The organism is Olsenella sp. CU969, assembly GCF_905219715.1.
Lineage (GTDB): Bacteria > Actinomycetota > Coriobacteriia > Coriobacteriales > Atopobiaceae > Granulimonas > Granulimonas faecalis.
Genome location: NZ_CAJMXC010000008.1, coordinates 37,191 through 43,491, shown reverse-complemented (window position 1 = coordinate 43,491; position 6,301 = coordinate 37,191). Strand labels below are relative to the sequence as shown.

Here is a 6,301-nt window from a genome sequence, read left to right as displayed (position 1 = left end):
ACCCCCGCCAGCAGCCGGCTCTCAACCATTTTGGGTCCCCCTCAGCCTTCTCGTTATGTTGCAATCGCAACATACCATGGCCGGCCGACGGCCTAGGGTGTGGCCCATCAGGCACCCACCCCGAAAGGAGCCCCATGACCACCCAGGAGACCGAGGAGATCCAGGCTGAGCTCGCCGCCGCCCTGCCCCACGAGATGTTCTGCTTCCAATGCGAGCAGACCGCCGGGGGCACCGGCTGCCGATGGCACCAGGGGGTGTGCGGCAAGCACGCCACCACCTCAAACCTCGAGGACGAGCTCACCGGCTACCTCGTCGCCTACGCCCGCTGCGTCCACGACGCCGGTGTGGCCTCCCCCTGCGCCCACGCCTCGCTGCCCATGGTCGAGGGGCTGTTCTGCTGCATCACCAACGTGTGCTTCGACGACGACGCCGTGCACGCCCTCATCGCCTCCATCCGTGAGCGCATCGACCATGTGAGCGCCCGCCACGGCCTGGACGCCGCCGACTACCCCGCCTACGACATGGGTCTCGTCTGGAACGCCGACGAGGACGTCCGCTCCCTCAAGAGCCTCCTGCTCTTCGGCCTGCGGGGCATGGCGGCCTACGCCTACCACGCCGCCATGCTCGGCGCCCGGTCCCAGGCCGTGGACGGCTTCTTCTTCCGCGCCCTCTACGGGCTCTCGGCCACCGACGACCGGCAGGCCCTCCTCGACCTCGTGCTGGAGTGCGGCCGCGTGAACCTGGAGTGCATGGCCATGCTCGACGAGGCCAACACCTCCACCTACGGCGACCCCGTGCCCACCACCGTGGACCTCGCCGTCGAGCCCGGGCCCTTCATCGTGGTGACCGGCCACGACCTCCGCGACCTCGAGCAGATCCTCGAGCAGACCGACGGCCGCGGCGTCAACGTCTATACCCACGGCGAGATGCTCCCCGCCCACGCCTACCCCAGGCTCAAGGAGCACCCGCAGCTCAAGGGCAACTTCGGCACCGCGTGGCAGAACCAGCAGCGCGAGTTCAGGGACATCCCCGCGCCCATCNTCTGGACCACCAACTGCCTCATGCCCCCCAAGGACTCCTACGCAGACCGNGTCTTCACCACGGAGGTCGTGGCCTACCCCGGCTGCACCCACATCGACGCCGACGGGGGCGGCCGCAAGGACTTCACCCCCGTCATCGAGCGCGCCGTCGAGCTCGGGGNCTACCCCGAGCGCCACGGGATGACCGGCGTCAACGGGGGCACCCAGGTCACCTGCGGNTTCGGCCGCAAGANCGTCCTCGACAACGCCGGCGCCATCGTGCAGGCCGTGAAGGACGGTGCCATCGGCCACTTCTTCCTCGTGGGCGGCTGCGACGGCGCCAAGCCGGGCCGCAACTACTACACCCGCTTCGTCGAGGAGACCCCTGCCGACAGCGTGGTGCTCACCCTCGCCTGCGGCAAGTACCGCTTCAACGACCTCGACCTCGGCGAGGTGGCCGGGCTGCCCCGCATCCTCGACATGGGCCAGTGCAACGACGCCTACGGCGCCATCCAGGTGGCCCTCGNCCTCGCGGAGGCCTTCGGCTGCTCGGTCAACGAGCTCCCGCTGTCCTTCGTCCTCTCCTGGTACGAGCAGAAGGCCGTCTGCGTGCTGCTCACCCTGCTCGCCCTGGGCGTCGAGGACATCTACCTCGGCCCCGACCTGCCGGCNTTCGTGAGCCCCAACGTCCTCGGCATCCTGCAGGAGCGGTTCGGCATCCGCGGCATCACCACGCCCGAGGCCGACATGGCGGAGATGCTGGCGTAGCCTTCGACGCCCACGGGCCGTCCAGCCCCCCATCCGGGCCCCGTCCGCGGGGCCCTTTCTTTTGGCGGTCTACCATGGAGTCCGCTCCCGGCGGGATTTAATACCTGCGAAGGGGTAGGATTATAGCCATGGCCGACCGGCCACCTTGCACCGGCTTTGGAGGAAAGCATGCGTATCGCAACCAGCGTCAGCGCCGCCATCGGCGACACCCCCCTGATCGACCTGTCGTTCCTCTGCGACGGCGACGTGACCCTGCTCGGCAAGTACGAGGCCGCCAACCCCGGCGGCTCCGTGAAGGACCGCGTGGCCCGGGCCATGGTGGACGCCGCCGAGAACGACGGCACCCTGGAGGAGGGCGGCACCATCGTGGAGCCCACCAGCGGCAACACCGGCGTGGGCCTGGCCATGGTGGCCGCCGAGCGCGGCTACGGCATGGTCCTCNTCATGCCCGAGACCATGAGCGTGGAGCGCCGCAAGCTCGCCGCGGCCTACGGCGCCAGGATCGAGCTCACACCCGGCGCCACCGGCATGGCCGGGGCCGTGGAGCGCGCCGAGCAGATCGNGGCCGAGACCCCCGGGGCCGTGATGATGGGCCAGTTCTCCAACCCCGAGAACCCCCTGGCCCACTACCGCACCACCGGGCCCGAGATCTGGCGCGACACCGACGGCGCCGTGGACGCCTTGGTGGCCGGCNTGGGCACCGGCGGCACGGTGAGCGGCACCGGCCGCTTCCTCAAGGAGATGAAGCCCTCCGCCCAGGTCTTTGCCGTGGAGCCCGCCGAGNCCCCCGTCCTCGAGGGCGGCCAGGCCGGCCCCCACAAGATCCAGGGCATCGGCGCCAACTTCGTGCCGGACAACTACGACGCCGAGGTGGTCGACGAGGTGCTCGCCGTGACCGGCGACGACGCCATCGCCATGAAGGACCGCCTGGCCGAGCAGCTCGGGCTGCTCGTGGGCATCTCCGCCGGCGCCGCGGTGTCCGCCGCCGTGGAGCTCGCCAACCGCGAGGACATGGAGGGCGCCGTCATCGTGGCCGTCCTGCCCGACACCGGCGAGCGCTACCTCTCCCTCATCGAGGCGTAGGGCCGGGAGCCAGCCGGACCCCCTGGCCCCTCGATGAGCGGCTTCGGCGAGCGGCCTCGAGCCCCTCGGTGCGCGGATTCTCGCACACGGAAGCTTCGTGCGTGCCCATACCGCTCACCGANGGGCCTCCCGGCACTCATCGAAAGACNGCANCGAACCCAANGGGCCGTCCTGGAGATTCCACACTCCAAGACGGCCCCTTGGGCTCGTTGTCGGTCCGAAAAGCCACGCCCCGGGACTGCGTTTTGGTAATCACGTGATTTAATTGTATTCATATATTTCTAGTTTTTGCTGAGGAGCAGCCATGGAGATCATTTGCCCAGGGGAGTGGACCTACACGCTCGTGATGAGGAAGAAGGACGACCCCTCGATCGCCATCGAGAGCGAGATGTCCGAGGGTCTGGGCTACGAGACCTTCGTCAAGTGCGGGGAGGAGTTCCGCCGCCAGGTGCAGGAAGGGCTCGAGGCCGCCTCGGAGTAGCGGCGGACNGTCAAAGCCACCGACACAGAGGGGCCGGCACCCACACGTGCCGCTCCCTCTGTGTCGGTAGGTTTGACGTTCGTCGGCACCCCTGGGCGCGCTGAGCGCGGGTACCGGGCGCCCGGCGCCCGTGCTTTCCGCTGCCTTTGGGTCCCGCCTTATTTCATGGGGTCGCGCCGCCCCGCCCCCACCCGGGNCGCCGCAAGCGGTAGCATGGGTTGACTTTGCTTGACAACCCAAGAGAGGCGCACCATGAGATTCTACGCGACCTGCCCCACCGGTCTGGAACACCTCCTCGCCCAAGAGCTCGAGAGCCTGGGCGTGCCCTCCGTGCGCCCGCTCCAGGGTCAGGTGGGCTTCGAGGGTCCCCTCAAGTGGGCATACGTCGCCTGCCTATGGAGCCGCATCGCCAGCTCCGTCGTCGCCGTCGTGGAGTCCGGCCCCGTGACCGGTGCCGAGACCCTCTACGACCTCGCCGCCGCCNTCCCGTAGGAGGACCACCTCCCCGTGGGCACCACGTTCGCCGTGTACACCTCCGGCACCATGGAGGGCCTCGACAACACCCTCTTCACCAGCCAGAAGGTCAAGGACGCCGTCGTCGACCGCATGCTCGCGGCCAAGGGCACCCGTCCCAACGTCGACACCGACGACCCCGACCTCCGCATCCGCGTGCGCATCCGCGAGGGCCACGCCACCATGGGGATCGACATGAGCGGCGAGCCCCTGTTCCGCCGCGGCTACGAGAAGGCCGCCCGCCGCGCCGCCATCCCGCCCCAGCGCCCCGACTACGCCGCGGCCGTGCTCGAGCTCGCCGGCTGGTGGCGCACCGTGCGCCGCCCCATGCCCTCCGTCTGCGTGGCCTTCTCCGGCGGCGGTACCCTGGCCGTCGAGGCCGCATCGGTGGCCCTCGACCGCGCCCCGGGGCTCCTCCGCGTGCGCTGGGGCTTCTCCCGGTGGCTCGGCCACTCGGAGCGCAGCTGGTCGCAGGTGCGCAACGAGGCCGAGCGCCGCGCCGCCGCAGGCGCCAAGAACCCCCTCGTGCTCGTGGTGAGCGACACCCGCGAGGGCTTCGGCGCCGACTGCCGCGCCCTGCTCAACTCCGCCGGCATCGACCGCGAGCCGGTGGTCGTGCCCGCCCGCGAGGTCTCCCGCGCCGGGGCCGAGCTCACCGAAGACCGTCTCGTGGCCGTGGACCTCGCCTGGCTGCACGCCGACGAGGCCGCCCGCGAGGCCGAAGCCCTCTCCTACCTCACCGGGCTCTGCTCCGGCNTGCCCGAGGGCACGCCCGCCTGCACCCTGGCCCGCGACGGCGCTCTGGACGCCCTCCTNGGCATCGANCCCGAGGACGAGGTGGAGTCGCTCATGGGCAAGAACAACGTCTACCTGCGCGGCTACGCCGACATCGCCATGGATCCCCCGGCGGCGGTCACCCTTAAGGATGGCTCCGAGGTGCCGGTGCTCGTGCCGGTGACCGACCAGTTCGCCGCCCGCCTGGAGAAGGACGCCAAGGAGCGCTCCAAGTGGGCCGAGGCCGAGGACGTCACCTGCTACCGCGTCTACGACCAGGACCTCCCCGACTACAACGTGGCCATCGACCTCTTCCGCGGCGCGCCCCAGACGCCGGGCCGCTGGCTCGTGGTCTCCGAGTACGCCGCGCCGTCCGAGATCNACCCCGAGAAGGCCCGCCGCCGCCTCATCGACGTGCTCACCGTGGCGCCCCGGGTGCTCGGCGTGCGCGGCCGCGACGTGGCCCTGCGCGTGCGCCACAAGGCCAAGGGCGGCTCGCAGTACGCGGCGCCCGAGGACATCACCCGCACCATCAAGGCCCGCGAGCTCGCCCGCAACGTCCCCGGGCGCCCGACCCGCAAGCCCAAGGCCCGCTACGTGGACGGCGTGGAGCTGCCCGAGGGCTGCAAGCTCGTGGAGGAGGGCGGCCTCACCTTCGAGATCAACCTCGTCGACCGCCTGGACTGCGGCCTGTTCCTCGACCACCNCGACGTGCGCGCCGAGATTCGCGAGATGGCCAAGCAGATGAGGGGGTCCAAGCGCTTCCTCAACCTGTTCGCCTACACCGGCACCGGCACCGTCTACGCGGCCGACGGCGGCGCGGGCTACACCACCACCGTGGACCTCTCCTACACCTACATCGACTGGGCCCGCCGCAACATGCAGCGCAACGGCTTCGACGGCGAGGAGCACGAGTACGTGAAGGCCGACGTCCTGCGCTGGGTGGACGAGCAGCGCAAGACCCGCAACCGCTGGGACCTCGTCTATTGCGACCCGCCCACCTTCTCCAACTCCAGCTCCATGGGCGAGCGCAGCTTCGACGTCCAGCGCGACCACTCCGAGCTGCTCATCGGCATCTCCCGCTTGCTCACCCGCGACGGCGTGTGCCTGTTCAGCTGCAACCTGCGCGACTTCACGCCCGACGTCGAGAAGCTCGACCGTTGCGGCGTGACCGTCGAGGATGTCACCGAGCGCACCATCCCCCACGACTTCGAGCGCAACTCCAAGGTGCACCACGTCTACATCGTGCGCCGCAAGCCCATGAGCGAGGAGANGCGCGCCGAGATCGAGGCCCGCAAGGCCCGCGGCGACCACGCCGGCAAGCGGGCCCCCGACAGCCGGTACCGCGGCGACCGCAGGCCAGGCGGCTTCGGCGGCAGCAGGGACGGCAACGGGCGCGGCGACCGGCGGGACGGCCGTCGCGGCTCGGACGGCCGCACGGACCGCAGGCCCGGCGGCTTCCGCGGGCGCGACGGGCGCGATAACGACCGGCGGGGCGGCGGCCATGGCGGCAGGGATGACCGCCGCGGCGGGTTCAAGGGCGGCAGGCCCGGATCGGACCGCGGCGGGTTCAAGGGCGGCGCCCGCCGCGGCCCGCGCGGCGCAGGCCCCTCGGGCAACAACCGCCGCGGCCAGGGCCGCGAGGGCGGCAACCGCCACTGAT

General features: G+C 70.7%; 4 protein-coding genes. All 4 read left to right on the top strand.

Annotated features, from left to right (window positions below):
* Window positions 1-134 precede the first annotated feature (134 nt).
* A complete protein-coding gene (gene hcp, locus JX283_RS01935; RefSeq protein WP_239652423.1) occupies window positions 135-1,787 on the top strand; it encodes a hydroxylamine reductase in 1,653 nt (550 codons plus the stop codon).
* 168 nt (window positions 1,788-1,955) lie between these two features.
* Window positions 1,956-2,870, top strand: a complete 915-nt coding sequence (gene cysK, locus JX283_RS01930) for a cysteine synthase A (protein ID WP_204829095.1) — start codon at window positions 1,956-1,958, stop codon at window positions 2,868-2,870.
* A gap of 304 nt (window positions 2,871-3,174) precedes the next feature.
* On the top strand, window positions 3,175-3,351 hold the full coding sequence (locus tag JX283_RS01925) for a hypothetical protein (protein WP_204408145.1): 177 nt from the start codon (window positions 3,175-3,177) through the stop codon (window positions 3,349-3,351).
* 507 nt (window positions 3,352-3,858) lie between these two features.
* Window positions 3,859-6,300 carry a bifunctional 23S rRNA (guanine(2069)-N(7))-methyltransferase RlmK/23S rRNA (guanine(2445)-N(2))-methyltransferase RlmL gene (gene rlmKL, locus JX283_RS01920; RefSeq protein ID WP_204829094.1) on the top strand — a complete coding sequence of 814 codons (2,442 nt, stop codon included), beginning with the start codon at window positions 3,859-3,861 and terminating at the stop codon, window positions 6,298-6,300.
* Window position 6,301: the final 1 nt, after the last annotated feature.

What these genes read in the sequence shown, in the direction of transcription:
- JX283_RS01925 (WP_204408145.1), top strand. Translation starts at nt 3,175, where the DNA reads ATGGAGATCATTTGCCCAGGGGAGTGGACCTACACGCTCGTGATGAGG.